The sequence below is a fragment of the Desulfocurvibacter africanus subsp. africanus DSM 2603 genome, from assembly GCF_000422545.1.
In the GTDB taxonomy this organism is placed as follows: domain Bacteria; phylum Desulfobacterota; class Desulfovibrionia; order Desulfovibrionales; family Desulfovibrionaceae; genus Desulfocurvibacter; species Desulfocurvibacter africanus.
The window spans coordinates 1-20,108 of the sequence record NZ_AULZ01000005.1 but is presented as its reverse complement, the minus strand read 5'-3'; the positions used below and the strand labels follow the sequence as shown (position 1 = coordinate 20,108).

Below are 20,108 nucleotides of genomic sequence, written 5' to 3'. Positions count from 1 at the left end.
AGTGCGCTTCGTGCTCTTCTATCACTCGCTGGTTTCCTGCTGGAACCACGGCAATGCCCACTTCCTGCGTGGTCTTGTGCGCTCCTTGACCGGCCTGGGCCATGAGGTCCGGGTGTACGAGCCGGTCGACGGCTGGAGCCGCGCGAACATGCTCGAAACGGACCCCCGTGCGGAGGACGATTTTTACCGTGCCTTTTCCGGCTTCACTTCCCAGGAGTACGACCCGGACTCACTGGATCTGGATCAAGCCTTGGATGGCGCGGATGTGGTGCTGGTCCACGAGTGGAACGACCCGGCATTGGCCGGCCGCATCGGCCGCAGGCGCGCGGGCGGCGGGCAATTCCTGCTCTTCTTCCATGACACGCACCACCGGGCCGTGAGCAGGCCCGAGGAAATGGCCGCCTTCGACCTCTCGGCCTTCGACGGCGTGCTGGCATTCGGCGGGGCCCTGCGCGAGGTCTATGTGCGCCAGGGCTGGGACGGTCGTGCCTACGTATGGCACGAGGCCGCGGACACGGAGCTGTTCCGGCCCAGGCCCGAGCTGCGCCGGGAGCGCGACCTCGTGTTCGTGGGCAACTGGGGCGACGGCGAGCGCAGCCACGAGTTGCGCGAGTTCCTGTACGGACCCTTGCGCTGTCAGGGGTTGTCCGCGCGCGTGTACGGCGTGCGCTACCCCGAGCCGGGCCTGCTGGCCGTGCATCGCTCCGGCGCGCAGTACATGGGCTGGCTGGCCAACCATCGCGTTCCCGAGATATTCGCAGCCCACCGTATGACCGTGCACGTGCCCAGGCGGCTCTACACCCGCCAGCTCCCCGGCATCCCGACCATCCGCGTGTTCGAGGCCCTGGCCTGCGGCATCCCGCTCCTGTGCTCGCTCTGGGAGGACATCGAGGGCCTGTTCCGGCCCGGCCAGGACTACCTGTCAGCCCGTTGCGGCCGGGACATGGAGCTCAAGATGCGCGAGGTGCTCTGTGATCCGGATCTGGCCGAATCCCTGGCCCGCAGCGGGCTGGAGACCGTTCTTTCCCGCCACACCTGCGGCCATCGGGCCGTCGAGCTGCTGAATATCTGCGCAGGGCTGGGCCGGGAGAGCCGGACCGCGCGCGCCATTACCGCCACGGAGGCAAACGCATGAATATGGCATTCTTCGGTTCGAGCCTCGTGTCCGCCTACTGGAACGGGGCCGCGACATATTACCGCGGGCTCATCCGCGAGCTGCACTCCCTGGGCTGGCGCGTGACCTTCTACGAGCCCGATGCCTACGGCCGTCAGCAGCACCGCGACATGGACGACCCGCACTGGGTGAAGGTGGTGGTCTATCCGCCGACGCAGGACGGCGTGGACGCCTGCCTGGAGCAGGCCGCCGGAGCCGACGTGGTGGTCAAGGCCAGCGGCGTGGGCATATTCGACGAGTACCTGGAGCGCGAGGTGCTGCGGCTGCAGTCCCCGTCCACCCTGGTGACCTACTGGGACGTGGATGCTCCGGCCACGCTGGCGCGAATCGACGCCGATCCGGCCGACCCCATGCGCGCCAACCTGCCGCGCTACGACCTGGTGCTGACCTACGGGGGCGGCCGACCCGTGGTGCAGGCCTTTGAAAAGTTCGGCGCACGGCTGTGCGTGCCGATCTACAATGGATTCTCGCCCGAGACGCACCATCCCGTGGGCTGCAGGGCACGCTTCCGGGCCGATCTGAGCTTTCTGGGCAACCGGCTGCCCGACCGCGAGGCCAGGGTGGAGGAGTTCTTCCTCAAGGCCGCCGAGCGCCTGCCGAGCCGGAGCTTCCTGCTGGGCGGCAACGGCTGGGACGGCAAGCCGATGCCGGGCAACGTGCGTTGGCTCGGCCATGTCTACACCGCGGACCACAACGCCCTGAACTGCTCGACCCTTGCCGTGCTCAACATCAACCGCGAGAGCATGGCCCTGAACGGCTGGTCGCCGGCCACGCGGGTCTTCGAGGCTGCGGCGGCAGGCGCTTGTGTCATCACGGACGCCTTCACGGGCGTGGGAGACTTCTTCGAGCCGGGCCGCGAGATACTCGTGGCCGGTTCCGGCGAGGAGGTGGCCGAGGTCTTGGCCGACCTCTCGCCGCGCAAGGCGCGGGTCATCGGCCTGGCGGCCCTGGCGCGGGCCATGGATCAGCACACATATGCCCGCCGGGCGCGCGGACTCGATTGGCTGCTGCGTGGCGAGATCACGGACCGGGAGGCCGTCCAATGCGCGTAGCCATTTTCGGGTTGTCCATCACCTCTTCCTGGGGCAACGGCCATGCCGTGACCTATCGCGGCCTGGTGCGCGCCCTGGCCGCGCGCGGCCATCGCGTGCTGTTCCTGGAGCGCGACGTGCCCTGGTATGCCGAGAACCGCGACCTGCCCTCGCCGCCCTTCTGCGAGACAGTGCTCTACAAGCGCATCAAGGATCTTTCCCCACGCCATGTGCAGGCCGTGCGCGAGGCCGACTTGGTCATCGTGGGCTCCTATGTGCCCCGAGGCGTGCAGGTGGGCCGCTTCGTGCTCGACACGGCGAGCGGCGTGCGGGCCTTCTACGACATCGACACGCCCGTGACGCTGGCGGCTTTGGCGCGCGGCGAGTGCGCCTACCTGGAGCCGTCGCTCATCCCGGCCTACGACCTGTACCTTTCCTTCACCGGCGGGCCGACGCTCACGCGCCTGGAGAAGGAGTTCGGCTCGCCCATGGCCCGGCCCCTGTACTGCAGCGTGGACCCGCGCAACTACTACCCCGTGCGCCGCGCCCCGCAGTGGGACCTGGGCTACCTGGGCACCTACTGCCCCACGCGCCAGCCGGTTCTCTCGCGGCTCATGCTGGAGCCGGCGCAGAGCTTGTCCGACAAGCATTTCGTGGTGGCCGGACCGCAGTACCCGGCGAATATCGCCTGGCCGGGCAACGTGGCGCGCGTGGAACATCTGCCGCCGCCCGAGCATCCCGGCTTCTATGCGGCCCAACGCTTCACGCTCAACCTGACCCGCGCGGATATGGTTGCGGCAGGCTGGTCGCCGAGCATACGTCTGTTCGAGGCCGGGGCCTGCGGCACGCCTGTGATCAGCGACTGGTGGGCTGGGCTGGACGACTTCTTCCGGCCCGACGAGGAAATCATCGTGGCCGCATCCAGCCAGGATGTGGCCGATTGCATGACGCACATGAGCGAGCCCGAGCGCGGAAGCCTGGCCCGGGCCGCCAGAGCCAGGGTTTTGGAGTCGCACACGGCGGACGCGCGTGCGCGGGAACTCGTGGCGTATGCCGAAGAGGCTGCCGGCCATGGCGGCGAGCAGCGCTGGAGCGCGTAAAGACCTGGAGAGGGGCGCTGCCCCTCTCCAGACTTCACCCCGCCAGGGCCGTCGGATAAGGCGCGCCCCTGGACCCGCGATGTTTGGGGGGAAGTCCGGACGTGCCGGCGACGCACTCGTCCGCGTCATCAAAATGCAGGGTCCAGGGAGATCATCTCCCTGGCGGGGTGCAGGGGCAGCACCCCTGCCGGGAGAGGCGTGGAGAGGGCAGCGCCCTCTCCACAAAGTCAGTTAAAGGGAGAATGCATGGTTGAAGCGGTCAAGATCTGGAACGAGCCCAACAACCTCTCGCACTGGGATTTCCTCATGGACCCGGAGTGGCGGGAGTTTTCGGACATGGCGCTGCTGGCCTCGCAAGCCATGCGCGACGCGCGCCCTGGGCTGACCCAGGTTCTGGGTGGCATCTCGCCCATCGATCCGCAGTTTCTGCGCAGGCTGGCCGGCTTCGGCGTGCTGGACGCGGTAGACGCCGTGGCCGTGCATGGTTTTCCCTTGGACTGGAACCACTGGATGATCGACGAGTGGCCGGACAAGGTGCGCGAGGTGGCCGAGCTGACCGGAAAGCCGGTGTGGGTCACGGAAGTGGGCGTGTCCACATTTGGAGCCTACGAGGTGCAGTCCTTCGGCCTCAAGCGCACGGCCGAGCTGCTGCGCGGCAAGGCCGAGCGGATCTTCTGGTACAGCCTGTTCGACCTGCCGCCCACCTGGGAGGCCACCACGCGCCACAAGGAGAGCGAGGGCAGCTCCTACTACCGCCACTTCCACATGGGTCTCATCCGCGCCGACGGCAGGCCAAAGCCGGCGCTGGAGCATTTTGATCCCGAACTGGGCATCGCCCAGTGGTTCCACTTCGAGGACCACCGCCTGGAGCTGGCCGTGGAGTGGCTGCGCAAGATAGGCGTGCGCCGGCTGCGCACGGGCATCAGCTGGGCCGATTGGCACAGGCCCGAGGCTGTGCGCTGGTTCGACCGTCAGATGGAGGCCCTGGAGGAGTTCGAGGTCACGGTTACGCTCTGCTTCACTCCGCCCTCGCGGGGCAAGCGGCCCTGCCACACTAGCCCGCCCTTGGACCCGGGCGAGTTTGCCTATTTCGCGGCCCAGGTCGTGGACCGCTACGTGCCGGCCGGTGCCGGGGCCGTGAAGAGGTTCGCATGAGTATGTTCCTGCTGGTGCGCCATGGCCATGCCGACAATGTGGGCAAGGCGATCAACGGCCGCAGTCCGAGCGTGGAGCTGACCGAGCGGGGCCGGCGCGAGGCGCGGGAAGTGGCCGAACGCTTGCGCGGCGTCGGGCTGTCCGCCGTGCTGTCGAGCCCTCTGGAGCGCGCCCGGCAGACCGCTGCGCCCTTGGCCGAGGCCGTCGGGGTGCGAGTGGATGTTCGGCAGGAGTTGAACGAGCTGGATTACGGGCAGTGGACGGGCAAGAGCTACGCGGAACTGGAAGGCGATCCGCGCTGGAAGGCCTTCAACAGCTTCCGCAGCGGCACGCGCATTCCAGGCGGCGAGACCATGCTGGAGGTCCAGGCGCGCGTGGCTGGGCTCATGCTGGCCTTGCGCGAGGAATATCACGGAAGCCGGGTGGCCCTGGTCAGCCATGCCGACACTATTCGCGCGGCGCTCATGCATTTCCTGGGGTTGCCTCTGGATTTCGTGTTGCGCGTGGTCCTGGAGCCAGCCTCGGTGAGCGTGCTGGCCCTGGAGGAGTGGGGCGCGGAGTTGCGTTGCCTGAACCACACGGGGGCCTTGCCGGTTCTGTGATGCGTCAACTCACTCGTGTCCGGACACATCGCGCGGCTGCCGGAGTCACGGCGCCGCGGCAAGGAGACGTCATGGCCCAAACCGCTGGACTCAGCCTGGCCGACGCGGCCAGAAGCATGCAGCCCTGGTTCCACAACCTGCACCTGCCGGACGGCACACAGACCGCGCCCGACCATTTTCTGGGCGATTTTCCGGCCTACAAGTGGCAGGAGCTGGCCCCGCTGCTGCCCCAGGACATGACGGGCTGGACCGTCCTGGACATCGGCTGCAACGCGGGCTTCTACAGTTTCGAGCTGGCTCGGCGCGGAGCGCGGGTCACGGCCATCGACTCCAACGCGCACTATCTGTCCCAGGCCGCCTGGGCCGCCAGGGTTTACGGCCTGGCCGAGCGCATCGAATTCCGGCGCATGCAGGTTTACGAGCTGGCCCGCATGGCCGGGACCTGCGACCTGGTGCTGTTCCTGGGCGTATTCTACCACCTGCGCTATCCCCTGCTGGCCCTGGATATCGTGCGCGAGAAGGTCGGCCGGCTGCTGGCCTTCCAGACCCTGATCATGCCCGGCCCGGAGCAGGGGCCGGAGGTGCGCGACCTGCCTTTCGCCCAGCGGGCTGAACTGGTTTCCGAAGCTTGGCCGCGCATGGCCTTCGTGGAGCACTCCATGGCCGGCGACCCAACCAACTGGTGGGTGCCGAATCCGTCCTGCGTGGAAGCCGTCTTGCGCACGCGCGCCCTCAAGGTCGTCGCCCGGCCTGGCACGGAAGTCTGGCTCTGCGAACCCGACCCAGAGGGCGAGTCGCGCCGCGGCCTGGGTTTCGAGGAGGAGTTCGCGGCCGCCCTGGGCCGCGCGGCTCCGGGGGGCGGGTAGGACGGCATGGATTTTTCCAGCTTGCGACGCATCCTGGTCTGCCTGCGCTACGGCATCGGCGACGTGGTCATGGAGACGCCTGCCCTGCGGGCTCTGCGCCGCGCATCCCCGCGAGCGCACATAACGGCTTTGGGGGCCGCCCCGGCCACGGCGCTGGTGGCGCGCAACCAAGGCGTTGACGAGGTCGTGGCCGTGCAGGGCTTCGGCCTGCGGCATTGGGGTGATTATGGCGATGCGGTGGCCACGACCGAGGTGGAACGCTGGCTGGATGAGCGGAATTTCGACGCGGTGCTGGACGTGTCCCATGCCGTGACCTGCGTACGCCTGGCCTTGTGGCGGCGGGGAGGGCTGTTCCTGGATTCGGGAGAAGGCGCGCTGCCTGCTATTCTGGCCCGGAACGGCAGCGGCCAGGATGCCGTGATCGAGGACATTCGCCGTGGCTGGGGACTTGAGCTGAACCCCGCCAACCCGCCAAGCTTGGCGCTGGAGCAGGATGAGCGCGAGGACGCGACACTGATCCTGCGCGGGCTGGGCTTGGCGGATGATCGTCAGGTCGTGGCCGTGTCAGCCGTGGCTTCCTCGCCGCTCAAGCGTTGGCCCGAAGAGCGATTGGCCAGGGTCGCCGACATGGTGGCGGACGAACTGGGCCGTCCTGTGCTCATTCTCGCCGGTCCGGAAGCCGGGGACGCGCAACACGTTCTCGCCTCCATGCGCCGCCAGGACAGGGTGCGCCTGGCTAACTGTCTGCCGCTGCGGATTACGGCAGCCGTTCTGGCCCGCTGCCGGGCGCTTGTTTGCAACGATACCGGCCTCCTGCACATGGCCGCGGCAGTGGGCACGCCGGCCTTGGCCGTGTTCGGCCCCACGGACCCGCGCATCTACCTGCCGCGCCACGCAGGCTGCGTGGCTGTCGAGCCGGACGTGGCTTGCCCCCTGCGCCGGCGGAATACCTTCGGCCCGCCCGCGTGCATTGCCACCGGTCGTTGCCTGTATTCCGACCTGGCCGGGCCGGGCGGCTGCGTAACCCATGTATCGACCGAGGCGGTCATGGCTGCTTGCAGACGCGTGAACGAGGCTGCCCAGGACAAAAAGGAAGAACATGTCGCCTGATGCCAAACGGCATAACGCTAACAATGCGGGGGTCCGGGGGAATGATTCCCCCGGCCGCCGGAGGCCCTCTTCGCCCTCCTCACAAGCTCCCATTATATCTGCCTGCCGCGCCCCCAACCGGCCTCTGGATCTGGCCGAGCTGGAGCGGCCCGACTACCGGGACATCGTGCGCGAGATGGAGCGCATGACTGCCCGCGAGGATGTGTCCTACCTGCACCCGAGCAAGCGCTGGGAGTATCCCTGGGCCCTGGAGCAGGCGGGCTTGCGGCCCGGCGACCGTGTGCTGGACGCGGGCTGCGGCGGGTCCATCTTTCCGGCCTATCTGGCCGCGCAAGGCATGTCGGTGGCGGCCGTGGACCTGAACCCTCCGGCTGGGCTCGCGGCGCTTCACGGGCTTAACTATTTGAGCATCCAGGGAAACCTGGCTTGTCTCCCGTTCGCCGAGGGTGTATTTCAAGCCGTATTTTGCATTTCGGTCATCGAGCATTTTCCGGCGTCCGGCATTGCTCTGGCAATGGCCGAATTGCGCCGCGTGCTCAGGCCCGACGGCCGGTTGCTGTTGACCACGGACTACGCCCGCGACGCATCCGAAGAGATGTGGCACGAGGGGCCGGGCCGCTCCTTCCGGGTCGATTGGAACGTGTTCGACCGGGATTCCCTGAGTCGGCACATCCTTAACGCCGAGGGTTTCCGCATCGAGGGCGGCGTGGATCTGGAGGTTGACTGGGAGCTGGTCAGGCCGGCCATGAGCCGCTTTCATGGCTACCCGTATACCTCCGTGGGCCTGATCCTGGTGCGCGTTTGATGCCTGCGCCAGGCTTTGGATGCCAGGCGCTCGCCGTGTGCGGTCCACGGCTTTCAGCAGGGGGGCGGATTTTTATGGGTCTTCGCACTAGTCGGCTTGGCCGGGGCTACTATCGCACTCTGGCCGCATGCGTGCTGCCCGTAGCGCGCGGGCTCGGCCTGGGCCCCAACGGCATCACCGTGGCTGGGCTGGCCGTGGCTTGCCTCGTGCCGCCGGCCTTTGCCCTGCACCCGCTATGGGGCTTGGCGGCCATGGCCCTGTCCGGGCTGGCCGACTCCCTGGATGGCCTAGTCTCGCGGGAAATGGGGCTGTCCACGCGCTTCGGCGCGCTGCTCGACTCCAGCACGGATCGCGTGGCCGACGTGTTCTACCTGGCCGGCTTCTGGCTTCTGTTCCGCGACGATCCGCACTTCGTCCCGGCCACGGCCCTGTTCTTCGCGGCCATGACCGCCACGCTGCTCATCAGCTACATCAAGGCCCGCATCGAGGGCCTGGGCGGATCGTGCCCCTCGGCGCTCATGAGCCGCGAGGCACGCACGGTCTATCTTCTGGTCTGGGCTCTGGCCGCCGGGCTGGCCCAGGAAGGCCGGAGCGCCATGCTCTGGGGCGGGCTGTGGCTCTATCTGGTCCTGTGCCTGCTTACGGCCGGTCACCGGCTGCTGCGCGTGGGCCGGAGTTTGGACAGCCTGGCTCCGGTCCGGAAGCCGGCAAGCCGGGAACCTGATTCCGCGTGAGTTCTCGTATGCATCGCCAATGTGTGACTGTTTATTGTTGCCCAGCTTTTTTCGTGCTAGGATGAATTAGTAAGTTCAGGTCCTTGGAGACAGGTGAGAATGAAAGAAATTAAGATAGCGATAGTCGGAATCGGCAACTGCGCCAGCGCACTGCTTCAGGGCATCGAATTCTACAGGCAGGGCAAGTCCGAGGAAGCCATCGGCCTCATGCATTGGGACCTGGGCGGCTACTCGCCGGCGGATATTCGCGTCGTGGCGGCCTGGGACATCGACCGCCGCAAGGTAGGCAAGGATGTGCACGAGGCCATGCACTGTCTGCCCAACTGCACGAAGATTTTTTGCCCGAACATGCCTCCCGCGGGCGTGAGCGTGCGCATGGGCCGCTTGCTGGATGGAATGGCCGAGCACATGCGCGCTTATGACGAGCGCTACACCTTTGCGCCGGCCGACGCCGCGCAGCCCGACAAGGCGGAGGTCGTGCGCGTGCTGCGCGAGACGGGCGCGGAAATCCTGCTCAACTACCTGCCCGTGGGCTCGGAGCAGGCCACGCGCTTCTACGCCGAGTGCGCCCTGGAGGCCGGGGTCAGCCTGGTCAACAACATCCCCGTGTTCATCGTCAGCAACCCGGAGTGGGCCGCCCGCTTCGAGCAAGCAGGTATTCCGGTCATCGGCGACGACATCAAGTCGCAGCTGGGCGCGACCATCGTTCACCGCACCCTGACCCGCCTGTTCCGCAACCGCGGGGTCAAGATCGACTCGACGTATCAGCTCAACTTCGGCGGCAACACCGACTTCCTGAACATGCTCGACCGCCAGCGGCTGCAGTCCAAAAAGATTTCCAAGACCGAGGCCGTGACATCCCAGACCGAGCAGCATCTGACCGGTGATCATGTCCATATCGGCCCCAGCGACTGGGTGCCGTCGCAGAAGGACAACAAGGTCGCCTACATTCGCCTGGAAGGCCGCCTGTTCGGCGACGTGCCCATGAGCCTGGAGTGCCGTCTGTCCGTGGAGGACTCGCCAAACTCGGCCGGCGTGGTCATCGACGCCATCCGCTGCCTCAAGCTTGCCCGCGAGCGGGGCGTGGCCGGCGCGCTCACCTCGCCCTCGGCCTATTTCATGAAGCACCCGCCCGTGCAGTATACGGATGACGAGGCCTGCCGCCTTACCGAGGAGTTCATCCGCGGCGAATGCGAGCGGTGATCCGTCCGCCTGAGAGCATTTGCTTTTGAAAATGCTCTGCAAGCCATGCGTCGGCATGGCTTGCCGCCGCGTAGGCATAGGCGCAATTCACTTGCGCCGTCAACGCCGGAGCGGGCGTCTTAAAAGCAATCTGCTCTAGGCCCGCGGCGGGAGCAGTCCGTGGGCCGCCTTGACCCGCGCGCCGGTTTCGGGCCATAGGTGATGAACTGAAGGAGAGCCCGTGACCCCTGATCCCGCCACGGTCCAGAATGACAAGTCCCTGCTGTCCGCCTCCGAGAGCGACGCGCGGCGCAACGCGCGGACCTCGGGGCGGGAGCGCATGGCCTTCCTGGAGACGCGCGTCCACGAGAAGATCGACGACTACGAGGACTACCGCTTCACCCTCCTCGAGAGCCGGGCCTTGAACATCTTTTTCGATCTGGCCCAAGAGTACGACAACGTCTTCGATCTCTATGCCCTGTGCGTGCTCGTGCCCAAGATCTTCTTCCAGAAGCAGGCCACGCTTTTCCTCATCGGCAAGGACGACCGACTTGAATGGCGTTGCTCGGCGGCCGTGCCCTGGGACGAGGAACCCGGGGTCGTGAAGGAGCCGCCGCTCGTCCAAATGCCCACGGTGCGGGACGGTCGTTTCTATATCCCCATCAAGGGCAACCGCGATTTGCTGGAGCAGATGGCTTTTTCGCCAAAGCGCGCGGTCATCGGCTTGCTGGACGTGACTCCGGCCGAGAACCTGAGCCCTCATGAGCGCCTTTTCTTCGAGAAGTACGCCAACCGCATCGGTTTTCAGCTGCACAACCGGCTCATCAGCACCAAGAACCGCGAGCACCTCCAGTTCATCCGCTCCCTGGTGGACGATATCGGCCACAACGTCATAGTCCCCAACATGTACTTCAAGCTTTTCTACCGCCGCCTGGAATCCAAGATCCGCGTATTGCGCGAGATAAGCACCCAGTTCGCGGAATTCACCGGCAGCTGCACCATTGATGACTCGGAGCAGACCGCGGCCTGCAAGCGCCTGCAGAAAGAGATGGACTACACCTACGAGTCGCTCATGGAACAGTTTCGGGAGATTTACCGCCATTACGAGCAGACCAGCATGTTCCTGGAGACGCTCCTGCGGCGCGGTCATTTCGAACAAGGTCATTACGTGCTCGAAATGCAGCCCGCGAACGTTCAGCGTCAGATCGTGGCGCCCCAGGTGGAGCGCTTCCGCGGCCGGCTTGGAGAGCGGGGCATCGATGTCGTGGAGCCCGAGGGCAAGCAACTCGATCCGGAGCTGGAGGCCGAGGTGGACGTCGGCCTGATAAGTCAGGTCTTTTCCAATCTCTTCTCCAATGCCGTGAAGTACACACGCGAAGTCGAGGATTCCACGGGCCGACGGAAGTACGTGACTTACGGCTGCGCCCTGGAACCGGATCGCTACGGCCGAGGCCAGGATGGCGTGCGCTGCTACGTTTTCTCCACGGGTCCCAACCTGACGCCGCAAGAGGCCGACCGGCTGTATACCGAGGGCTTCCGCGGCTCCAATGTGCAGGGGGAGTACGGCACGGGCCATGGCCTGCATTTCGTGCGCGAGGTCGTCACCCTGCACGGAGGGGAAGTCGGCTACGAGCCGGTGGAGGGAGGCAACATCTTCTCCTTCGTATTGCCTGTCCACAAGGGCTCCGCCGCCGGAGCGTAGAAAATCTCGCACTCCAACATAAATTTCCCGGCGTGGCTTGACACCCGCTCAAGCGAGAGGCTATTGGCTGGGCTTATCGGCACTTGAAGCGCGTTCAGGCGCGTAACCGCTTCAAAAGGCAGAAGATTGGCATGCGTCCGGCTATGGGAGGGGTTTTCTGGCAATAGCCGCGACGCGCAAATCAATTCTACCCGGCATACAACACCGCAAGGATATCCTGCCCTGCAACGGCGTGGACCGCACAGGGCAAGTATCATAACGCAAAGAGTTCGTAGTAAAATTCCGGAGGTATCATCATGGGTTACAAGATCACCATCGACACCGACAAGTGCACCGGCGACGGCGAGTGCGTGGACGTTTGCCCTGTCGAGGTCTATGAGCTGCAGGACGGCAAGGCTGTCGCGGTCAACGAGGATGAGTGCCTCGGCTGCGAGTCTTGCGTCGAAGTTTGCGAGCAGGACGCTCTGACCGTCGAAGAGAACTAGTCCAGGTTTCGCCCGATCTGAAGCGGGAACGGTGGATCTCCACTGTTCCCGCTTTTTTTGTTTGCGTCGGCGCCCGCCATTTCCTTCGATCCGTTTCCACTTGATCGTCTCCGTTGATTGCCGTCCATTGACGGATCGCCTGATCGCACTTACTAACTTGAGTCCTGCCGCGACCTAATAGGCGCTTGATGGGCACACGCGCCGACAAGGCGCGCAGCCTCCCGGCCGCTACCGGACGCGCCGAGAACCATCCCCCAAGGAGAGAAGGCATGGCTCTGGACTTCAGTGATATCTTTGCCAAGTACGAGAAGCTCGTGGCCTCGGTGGACGGGGTTTTTCAGCGGGTGCGCGAGCAGTGCGGCGATGCCGTGGCTTGTCGGCCGGGCTGCAGCGACTGCTGCAACGCCGTATTCGACTTGAGCATCGTGGAAGCGCTTTATATAAACCACAAGTTCAACCAGACTCTGCAAGGTCTGGAACGCCAGGCGGTGCTGGACCGCGCCGACGAGGCCGAGCGCAAGCAGATCAAGCTGGCCAAGAAGGCCTTCAAGCGCAGCGAATCGGGTGTCCAGGCCGAAGATATCCTGGAGGACGTGGCCAAGAAGCGCATTCGCTGTCCCATGCTCGGCGCGAATGATACCTGCGTGCTCTACGACATCCGGCCCATCACCTGTCGTTTGTACGGCATTCCCCTAGCCATCGGCGGTCAGGCCCACACCTGCGGCATGTCGGGCTTCGAGCCGGGCAAGCCCTATCCCACGGTGAACATGGAGCGTATCCAGGACGCGCTCGTGGAGCTGGGTCAGGAACTCGTGGACAGCCTGAATACCAAGTTCAAGGCCATGACCACCATGCACATCCCCCTGGCCACGGCGCTCATGACAAAGTTCGATGAGGAGTATCTGGGCAAGGACACCGCCGTCGTTGAGGCCATGCACGCCGATCCCTTCGCTATGGCGCAGGCCGGCGAGCAGGCTGAGGCCAGACCGGCCGCCTCCGGCATAAAGCCCATGGCCGAGGCCCAGGATGGTGATTGCTCCGGCTGCGAGAAGTCGGACTGCACGGGCTGTGCGTCTTCCGGACCGGGCGGGTGCAAGGGCAGCCCGACGATCATCGAACTCGGAGGCAAATAGGTGGCCGGCAGTCCTGAACACGAGGCTCAGAAGCGGGCCATCTACGAGCGTCTTTCTCCCAGACGGCGCAAGTTCGTGGACAAGATTGGCTACGAAAGCTGGGAGCCGTTCGCCGAGCCCAACGACCCTATCGACATTCGCACCGACGAGGTCAAGCTCACGGCCCACGAGCTCGTGCGTTCGTTCCTGCGCAGCGTGCCCGAGCGGCGTCACGACGACGCCTATGCCCAGGGGGCCTTCGATTTGGCCAACGGCATCATCAACAGCGCCGACCGCTACGTCGGCATGATGGATTTCGCCCGCTGGTACCTGGATTTTCTCAGGGAGCAGGGCGTGCTCAAGGATTAGCCGGGCAGAAGACCCGAGGCCGTCATATATGCATACTCGCCACCTTCGGAGGACACGCGCATGAGCAACACCGCAAAAGTCGACGCATACATCGCGGAGCAGATGAACAAGCTCCAGGACAACCCGCAGTGCGCCAACACGCACTACAACCTCGGCATGGGCTTTCTGACCAAGCGCATGTTCAAGGAGGCCGAGGAGGCCTTTCTCAAGGCCGTGGACTGCTCGTCGAAGCTGGTCGAGGCTTATGTGCAGCTCGGCGGCATCGCCATGCAGCGCGGGGATCTTGAGGGTTGCCTGCATTACAACGAGATCGCGGCCAAGAACATGCCGCTGTTTCCCGTGCCCTACGCCAACATGGGCTTCGTGTACATGCAGCGCGGCAATGTCGATGAAGCCATCAAGGCCTTCAAGCAGGCCATCAAAAAGGACGCCAACTTCGTGCAGGCCATCGCCAGCCTGGGCGGAGCCCTGTACATGAAGGGCGATTTGGACGAGTCCGAGGGCTATTCCAAGCGCGCCCTGGAGATCGAGGCCAACTTCGGCCCGGCTCTCAACAACCTGGCCCTGGTGGAACTCGAGCGCGGCAACCACGCCAAGGCCCGCGAGTACGTCGAGCAGGCTCGCAAGACCGGCTTCGAGCCGCCCGAGGGCTTGCTCAAGGAGCTGGAGGCCCACGGGGCCTAAGTTTTTCGTCCATGATGCACGTCTACGGCCGCCTTCCGATTTCGGGAGGCGGCCGTTTTGTTTGGGCCGCGTTGCGGTGAGCTTCAAACGGGCGTAGCGTAGGACAAAATCCGGAGTGGGTTCATGGCGCGTTTTCGAGAGCTTAAAGCCGGGCTGGTCCAAGCCCTGACGTCGGACGACTGGTCCAAGCAGGTGGAGAGCCTGGCCGGCGAACGGCCCGGCGACTTGATTGGGCCGCTGTTCCAGATGCTCCTGCACAGGGACGATCTCGTGCGCTGGCGGGCTGTGGAGGCCTTCGGACTGACCGTGTCGTCTTTGGCTCGGCGGGACATGGAAGCCGCGCGGATGGTCATGCGCCAGATGATGTGGCGCTTGAACGAGGAGTCCGGGAACATAGGCTGGGGCGTGGCCGAGGCCATGGGAGCGATTCTGGCCGGACACGAGGGGCTGGCGCGGGAGTACCATTCAATTCTCGTGTCCTACGTGCGCGAGGCCGGGGGCGACATCTGCCATGGCAACTACCTCGATAACGCGGCCCTGCGCCGCGGGGTGCTGTGGGGTCTCGGCCGGCTGGCTCGGACCCGACCCGAACTGGCGCGCAAGGCCGTGCCCGACCTGCTGCTGGTGCTCGACCCCTCCAGGGGCGTGGAGGGGAAAACCGCGGCCGAGGCAGTGGAGTGCCACGATGCCGTGGCCAGGGGGCTGGCCTGCTGGGTGCTGGGTCTGCTGGCGGAGTCCGGCGGCTCCCTCGGTCCCGAGGTTCGCAATGCGGTGACCGCCCAGATGAAAGATCAGACCGGTCTGGAGTTGTTTCAGGATGGCCGGCTGATACGGACCACCGTGGGCGATCTGAGCAGAGAAGCCTTGAAACGTTTGGCTTGAGTAGTAAAACCGGCCTTGTGAAAAATAGTTCAGCATCATGCGGCTGGCAGGTAAAACCATTGTGCTTTTCGTATGTCTCAGGTACTAGAAATCAGGTAAATTGAGGGTGTCGTATGCACCCAAAAGTTTGCCTAGCAGCTCCGTTGGAAGGAGGGTTTGAAGGGAACAGGTACCGCCAAGTCATTGGCCTGCAAGGCATTTGGGTTGACAAAATCCCTGATTGCTTCTAGCAAACAGGTGTTCTTGTCCATTATAAGGCGAGATGAGGCTTCATTGGGCGGACTCATCCTTTCATCCCAGCGCTGAGAGAGCCCTTCGCATCGGCCTGCCTGTGGCGTGACGAAGGTCGTAATAGATGATGGCTCTGTACTGGTTGCGGCCTGTAAATGATTGAAACCGATGGAGGTAGCACCATGGCAAAACACAAGACCCCGATGCTCGATGAGTTGACCAAGGGGCCTTGGCCAAGCTGGGTTGATGACATCAAGGGCGAAGCCGAGCGTCGCAAGGCTAACCCTGATAACATCGATTACCAGATTCCGGCTGATGTCTGTGAAGACTGGCTCGGCTTGCAGGAACTCTCCTACAAGGACATGGAGACTCACTGGAAGCACGGCGGCATCGTTGGCGTGTTCGGTTACGGCGGCGGCGTTATCGGCCGTTACTGCGACATGCCCCAGCAGTTCCCCGGCGTGGCCCACTTCCACACCGTGCGCGTGAACCAGCCGTCCGGCAAGTACTACACGACCAAGTTCCTGACAGACCTGTGCGACATCTGGGATCTGCGTGGTTCCGGCATGACCAACATGCACGGCTCCACCGGTGACATCGTGCTCCTGGGCACCTTCACCGAGCAGCTCGAAGAGATCTTCTTCGAACTGACCCACAATATGAACACCGACCTGGGCGGCTCCGGCTCCAACCTGCGCACGCCCGCCGGCTGCCTTGGCAAGTCTCGCTGTGAGTTCGCCTGCTACGACACCATGGCCCTTGAGTACTCCATGGTCCAGCAGTACCAGGACGAGCTGCACCGCCCCGCCTTCCCCTACAAGTTCAAGTTCAAGTTCGACGGCTGCCCCATGGGCTGCGTGTGTTCCATCGCCCGTTCCGACTTCTCGGTCATCGGCACCTGGAAGAGCGACATCCGCATCGACCAGGAGGCCGTCAAGGCCTACGTCGGCGGCGAGTTCAAGCCCAACGCCGGCGCCCACGCCGGTCGCGACTGGGGCAAGTTCGACATCACGGCTGAAGTCGTGAATCGCTGCCCGGGCCAGTGCATCAAGTGGGACGGCTCCAAGCTGTCCATCGACAACAAGAACTGCGTGCGCTGCATGCACTGCATCGCCGTCATGCCCCGCGCCCTGCGCGTCGGCACCGAGACCGGCGCCTCGATCCTGCTCGGCGCCAAGGCTCCCATCCTGGACGGCCAGCAGATGTCTTCGCTCATCGTGCCCTTCGTTCCCGCCGAGGATCCTTTCGACGAGATCAAGGAAGTCGTCGAGAAGATCTGGGATTGGTGGATGGAAGAGGGCAAGAACCGCGAGCGCGTCGGCGAGACCATGCGCCGCATGTCCTTGCAGAAGGTGCTCAACGTCATTGGCGTCGAGCCCGATGCGCGCCACGTCAAGTATCCCCGTGAGAACCCCTACATCTTCTGGAAGGAAGAAGAGGTTGGCAACTGGGATCGGCCCATCGAAGAGTACCGCAAGCGTCACGCGCGCTAGTCGGATTCGCGGCTTGAGGTTTTGGCGAACAAGAGCTAACGAAATACCTAGGGAGGAAGCACAATGGCTTTCATTTCCTCTGGATACAATCCTGAGAAGCCGATGGAGAACCGCATCTCCGATATCGGCCCCCGCAAATATGATGAGTTCCTGCCCCCGGTCATCAAGAAGAACTACGGCCAGTGGCTGTACCACGAGATCCTGGAGCCCGGCGTGCTCATGCACAAGGCCGAGTCCGGTGACGAAGTCTACTCCGTCCGCGTGGGCGCCGCCCGCCTCATGTCCGTAGGGCTCATCCGCGAGATGTGCGCTGTCGCCGACAAGCATTGCGGCGGGCACCTGCGCTTCACCACGCGTAACAACGTGGAGTTCATGGTCGATTCCAAGGCCAAGGTGAAGCCCCTGATGGACGACCTGAAGAGCCGCAAGTTCCCCGGCGGCTCCCTCAAGTTCCCCATCGGCGGCACCGGCGCTTCGACCCCGAACATGGTGCACACCCAGGGCTGGCAGCACTGCCACACCCCGGCCACCGACGCCGCCGGCCCAGTCAAGGCCGTGATGGACGAAGTGTTCGAGTACTTCACCAGCATGAAGCTGCCGGCTTCGGTCCGTTTGGCCCTGGCCTGCTGTCTGAACATGTGTGGTGCCGTGCACTGCTCCGACATCGCGGTCGTGGGCATCCACCGCAAGCCGCCCCTCAAGGACCACGCGGTTCTTGATCAGATCTGCGAAATCCCGCTGGCCGTTGCCGCCTGCCCCACCGCCGCCATCCGTCCGACCAAGATCGAGATCGACGGCAAGCAGCGCAACACCGTGGCCATCAAGGACGAGCGCTGCATGTTCTGCGGCAACTGCTACACCATGTGCGCCGCGCTGCCCCTGGCTGACGCCGAGGGTGACGGCTGCGCCATCATGGTTGGCGGTAAGGTTTCCAACCGTCTGTCCATGCCTAAGTTCTCCAAGGTCGTCGTGGCCTACGTGCCCAACGAGCCTCCGCGTTGGCCGTCCCTGACCAAGGTCATCAAGCAGATTCTTGAGGCCTATGCCAAGGACGCCAGGAAGTACGAGCGCGTGGGCGAGTGGGCCGAGCGCATCGGTTGGGAGAAGTTCTTCGAAGTCACCGGACTTCCCTTCACCCACCACCTCATCGACGACTTCCGCGATCACGCCTACTACACCTGGCGCCAGAGCACCCAGTTCAAGTGGTAGAAGGCTGAGGCACTCAACCAGGGGCGCGGCCAAGGCCGCGCCCCTGCTCCTAAGCAAGGGGGTTTGCAATGCCGTTCGATCCAGCGACCGCGAAAGACGAGGTCCTCAAGTTCCTTGAGGAAAAGAGAGAAAAGAAGACCAAGTTCTACTTCAACGACTTCACCGCGTTGTTTCCCGACGGCAAGCCGCGCGAAGTGAAGAAGATCTTGTCCGATCTGGTCAAGGAAGAGAAGCTTGAGTACTGGTCTTCCGGTTCCACGACCATGTACGGCCTCAAGGGCGCCGGCAAGCACGCTTCCGGCGAGGACTAGCAATTTCCACGGCTCCGGGTTCGCCGCGCATATACGGCGCGCTCCGGAGTCCGCCCACGCAGGAGCCGGGTTGGCGGGAGCACGCGTCCTGCCTCCCGGCTCTGTGTTATTGGAGCAGATTGCTTTCAAGACGCCCGCTCCGGCGTTGACGGCGCAAGTGAATTGCGCCTACGCCTACGCGGCGGCAAGCCATGCCGACGCATGGCCTGCAGAGCATTTTCAAAAGCAAATGCTCTTAATGCATTAGCCATTCCGTCCGCAAACTAGACCATCAATGCAGAACGTTTCCAACTCTGTGCAGCCTTCAAAGCCATTCGGCAATCCGCGCATGCCGCGCGTGGTCCTGGCCGGCCTTTCCGGCGGGTCGGGCAAGACGATTCTATCGCTGGGGCTGTGTCGAGCCTTGGCCCGTAGCGGCTTGGCCGTGCGCCCCTTCAAGAAAGGCCCCGACTACATAGACGCCAAGTGGCTTGGCCTCGCCGCGAGAGCCACGGCCTGCAACCTCGATCCTCACCTCATGCCGCCCGCGCTGCTGCCCATGCTGTTCGCCGATCGCATGGCCGGTTTCGACCTGGCCGTGGTGGAGGGCAATCGCGGCATTTTCGACGGCCGTGACGTGCAGGGTACCCTGTCCACGGCCGAGCTGTCGCGCCAACTCAAGGCTCCAGTTATTCTGGTGCTCGACTGCACCAAGATGACCCGCACCGCCGCCGCCATAGTGGCGGGCATCGCGGCCTTCGAGCCCGGCCTGCAACTTGCCGGAGTGGTCTGCAACCGCACGGCCGGCGAGCGGCATCGCTCCATCCTGCGCGGGGCCATCGAAGAGTACACGGACGTGCCGGTGATGGGCATGTTGCCCAAGCTGTCCGAGAACCCGATTCCCGAGCGGCACATGGGCTTGTGGTCGGACCAGGAACTGGCCAAGGACGTGGATGCAGCCCTGGACCGTTTGGCGGACATGGTGGCTTCGAGCTGCGACCTGCAGGCAGTGCGTGCGGTCGCAGAGTCCGCACCGCTTCCGCCCGTGCCGGAAGGCGCGCCGGTGAAGCTCTGGCCCGAGCCGTTGCCATTGCCGCGTAAGCCGCGCATCGGCGTGGTTCAGGACGCCGCCCTGTGGTTCTACTATCCCGAGAATATCGAGGCCTTGGAGCGCGCCGGAGCCGAGATCGTGCGTGTGAGCATCCTTTCATCAGAGCCTTGGCCCGAACTGCATGGCCTGTATCTGGGCGGGGGCTTTCCCGAGACGCACGCCGAAACCCTGGCCGCCAATGTGGACGTGCGCGAGCGCGTGCGCGGGCTCTCCGAAGTGGGCATGCCGGTATACGCCGAATGCGGCGGCTTCATGTATCTAGCCCGCCACCTGGAATACCAGGGCCAAGCCTGGCCCATGGCCGGTGTTTTCCCCGTGTCCACCCGGCTGTGCAGCCGTCCGCAGGGCTTGGGCTACATCGAGGCCGAGGCCGTGCGCGACACGCCTTTCTTCCGGGCAGGCGAGCGCATCGCGGGGCACGAATTCCATTACTCGGCCTGCTGCCTGGATGGACCGTCGCCGAACCTGGATTTCGCCCTGCGCGTCGAGCGCGGTTCAGGCATGCATGCCGGACAGGATGGGCTCATGCACAAGCGCACCTTTGCCGGTTACACGCATATCCACGCCCTGGGCACCCGCGACTGGGCGCCAAATTTCGTGCGCGCCGCCGCGGAGTACGCGGGGATCATCCGACAGCCCGAATCCGTGTAGTTGTCCCCCGAAATGGCCTGGAGGCTTACTCACCTTAGAGCATTTTGCTTTTGAAAATGCTCTGCAAGCCATGCGTCGGCATGGCTTGCCGCCGCGTAGGCGTAGGCGCAATTCACTTGCGCCGTCAACG

The 20,108-nt window shown here is 64.5% G+C and carries 20 protein-coding genes; all 20 read left to right on the top strand.

Annotation, left to right across the window (positions count from 1 at the left end; genetic code table 11):
* Position 1: 1 nt before the first annotated feature.
* The 20 genes from H585_RS0104230 (at position 2) to H585_RS0104130 (ending at position 19,978) form a co-directional block, all read left to right on the top strand.
* Positions 2-1,135: a CgeB family protein gene (locus tag H585_RS0104230; protein WP_027366885.1), complete on the top strand. Its 1,134-nt coding sequence runs from the start codon at positions 2-4 to the stop codon at positions 1,133-1,135.
* Entirely contained in the window at positions 1,132-2,226 is a 1,095-nt protein-coding gene (locus H585_RS0104225) for a CgeB family protein (RefSeq protein WP_027366884.1), read from the top strand. The genes H585_RS0104230 and H585_RS0104225 overlap by 4 nt, the downstream gene beginning before the upstream one ends.
* The gene (locus H585_RS0104220; RefSeq protein ID WP_027366883.1) at positions 2,217-3,305 is read left to right on the top strand and encodes a CgeB family protein; all 1,089 of its coding nucleotides are present in this window, start codon (positions 2,217-2,219) and stop codon (positions 3,303-3,305) included. Before H585_RS0104225 ends, H585_RS0104220 begins: the two co-directional genes overlap by 10 nt.
* Before the next feature lie 246 nt (positions 3,306-3,551).
* A complete protein-coding gene (locus H585_RS0104215) occupies positions 3,552-4,460 on the top strand; it encodes a glycosyl hydrolase (protein WP_014259487.1) in 909 nt (302 codons plus the stop codon).
* Positions 4,457-5,062 (top strand): histidine phosphatase family protein, encoded by a 606-nt coding sequence (locus H585_RS0104210; protein ID WP_027366882.1) that lies wholly within the window; start codon positions 4,457-4,459, stop codon positions 5,060-5,062. Before H585_RS0104215 ends, H585_RS0104210 begins: the two co-directional genes overlap by 4 nt.
* A gap of 71 nt (positions 5,063-5,133) precedes the next feature.
* Positions 5,134-5,928, top strand: coding sequence for a TIGR04290 family methyltransferase (locus tag H585_RS0104205; protein WP_027366881.1), 795 nt, complete (start codon positions 5,134-5,136; stop codon positions 5,926-5,928).
* Between the two features lie 6 nt (positions 5,929-5,934).
* On the top strand, positions 5,935-7,038 hold the full coding sequence (locus H585_RS0104200) for a glycosyltransferase family 9 protein (protein WP_027366880.1): 1,104 nt from the start codon (positions 5,935-5,937) through the stop codon (positions 7,036-7,038).
* Positions 7,028-7,843 carry a class I SAM-dependent methyltransferase gene (locus tag H585_RS0104195; protein ID WP_027366879.1) on the top strand — a complete coding sequence of 272 codons (816 nt, stop codon included), beginning with the start codon at positions 7,028-7,030 and terminating at the stop codon, positions 7,841-7,843. The genes H585_RS0104200 and H585_RS0104195 overlap by 11 nt, the downstream gene beginning before the upstream one ends.
* Positions 7,844-7,917: 74 nt before the next feature.
* A complete protein-coding gene (locus tag H585_RS0104190; RefSeq protein WP_027366878.1) occupies positions 7,918-8,577 on the top strand; it encodes a CDP-alcohol phosphatidyltransferase family protein in 660 nt (219 codons plus the stop codon).
* A 99-nt stretch (positions 8,578-8,676) separates the two neighbouring features.
* On the top strand, positions 8,677-9,780 hold the full coding sequence (locus tag H585_RS0104185) for an inositol-3-phosphate synthase (protein ID WP_027366877.1): 1,104 nt from the start codon (positions 8,677-8,679) through the stop codon (positions 9,778-9,780).
* Positions 9,781-10,000: 220 nt separating this feature from the next.
* Positions 10,001-11,461: a sensor histidine kinase gene (locus H585_RS0104180; RefSeq protein WP_027366876.1), complete on the top strand. Its 1,461-nt coding sequence runs from the start codon at positions 10,001-10,003 to the stop codon at positions 11,459-11,461.
* A 296-nt stretch (positions 11,462-11,757) separates the two neighbouring features.
* Complete coding sequence (locus tag H585_RS0104175; protein ID WP_005989478.1) at positions 11,758-11,946, top strand: ferredoxin; 189 nt, start codon at positions 11,758-11,760, stop codon at positions 11,944-11,946.
* Positions 11,947-12,215: 269 nt separating this feature from the next.
* On the top strand, positions 12,216-13,079 hold the full coding sequence (locus tag H585_RS0104170) for a YkgJ family cysteine cluster protein (protein WP_027366875.1): 864 nt from the start codon (positions 12,216-12,218) through the stop codon (positions 13,077-13,079).
* A complete protein-coding gene (locus tag H585_RS0104165) occupies positions 13,080-13,427 on the top strand; it encodes a hypothetical protein (RefSeq protein WP_014259496.1) in 348 nt (115 codons plus the stop codon).
* Between the two features lie 60 nt (positions 13,428-13,487).
* Positions 13,488-14,111: a tetratricopeptide repeat protein gene (locus H585_RS0104160; RefSeq protein WP_027366874.1), complete on the top strand. Its 624-nt coding sequence runs from the start codon at positions 13,488-13,490 to the stop codon at positions 14,109-14,111.
* Positions 14,112-14,234: 123 nt separating this feature from the next.
* Entirely contained in the window at positions 14,235-14,993 is a 759-nt protein-coding gene (locus H585_RS0104155) for a DVU0298 family protein (protein ID WP_027366873.1), read from the top strand.
* Positions 14,994-15,406: 413 nt separating this feature from the next.
* Positions 15,407-16,717: a dissimilatory-type sulfite reductase subunit alpha gene (gene dsrA, locus H585_RS0104150; RefSeq protein ID WP_027366872.1), complete on the top strand. Its 1,311-nt coding sequence runs from the start codon at positions 15,407-15,409 to the stop codon at positions 16,715-16,717.
* Positions 16,718-16,780: 63 nt separating this feature from the next.
* Positions 16,781-17,926 carry a dissimilatory-type sulfite reductase subunit beta gene (gene dsrB / locus H585_RS0104145; RefSeq protein WP_027366871.1) on the top strand — a complete coding sequence of 382 codons (1,146 nt, stop codon included), beginning with the start codon at positions 16,781-16,783 and terminating at the stop codon, positions 17,924-17,926.
* A 68-nt stretch (positions 17,927-17,994) separates the two neighbouring features.
* Positions 17,995-18,237 (top strand): dissimilatory sulfite reductase D family protein, encoded by a 243-nt coding sequence (locus H585_RS0104140; protein ID WP_014259501.1) that lies wholly within the window; start codon positions 17,995-17,997, stop codon positions 18,235-18,237.
* Between the two features lie 274 nt (positions 18,238-18,511).
* Complete coding sequence (locus tag H585_RS0104130; RefSeq protein ID WP_027366870.1) at positions 18,512-19,978, top strand: cobyrinic acid a,c-diamide synthase CobB; 1,467 nt, start codon at positions 18,512-18,514, stop codon at positions 19,976-19,978.
* Positions 19,979-20,108 lie beyond the last annotated feature (130 nt).